Origin of the sequence: Mediterraneibacter sp. 210702-DFI.5.30 (genome assembly GCF_020560115.1) — a bacterium.
Lineage (GTDB): Bacteria > Bacillota > Clostridia > Lachnospirales > Lachnospiraceae > Mediterraneibacter > Mediterraneibacter faecis.
The window spans coordinates 1-251 of sequence record NZ_JAJCME010000127.1 but is presented as its reverse complement, the minus strand read 5'-3'; the positions used below and the strand labels follow the sequence as shown (position 1 = coordinate 251).

Annotated in this window: 1 protein-coding gene; it reads left to right on the top strand. The window is 44.2% G+C overall.

Features of this window, described 5'->3' with window-relative positions; translation table 11 throughout:
- A partial coding sequence (locus tag LI126_RS14950; protein ID WP_227165709.1) for a hypothetical protein occupies window positions 1–251 on the top strand: 251 nt, incomplete at both ends.

Genomic DNA, 251 nt, shown 5'->3' with positions numbered 1-251 from the left:
CAACTATGGAGTCTTACATATCTATGGACTGATTCCATCGGCACTGCAAAAGGTCAATGAAACACAGACGGCTTTAGCCAATGCCAATAAAGACGTTGAAACGCAAAAAAACAGGCTGAGCAAGGCAGAGAAAGAATTAAACGATGCTGTCGATGCCTTGAACAAAGCACAGGATGCCTTAGAGAAAGCCAACCTGTTAATGGCGATTGAAGCCGTTGCCAAGGATACAACCCAGACATCATCTTCGCAAA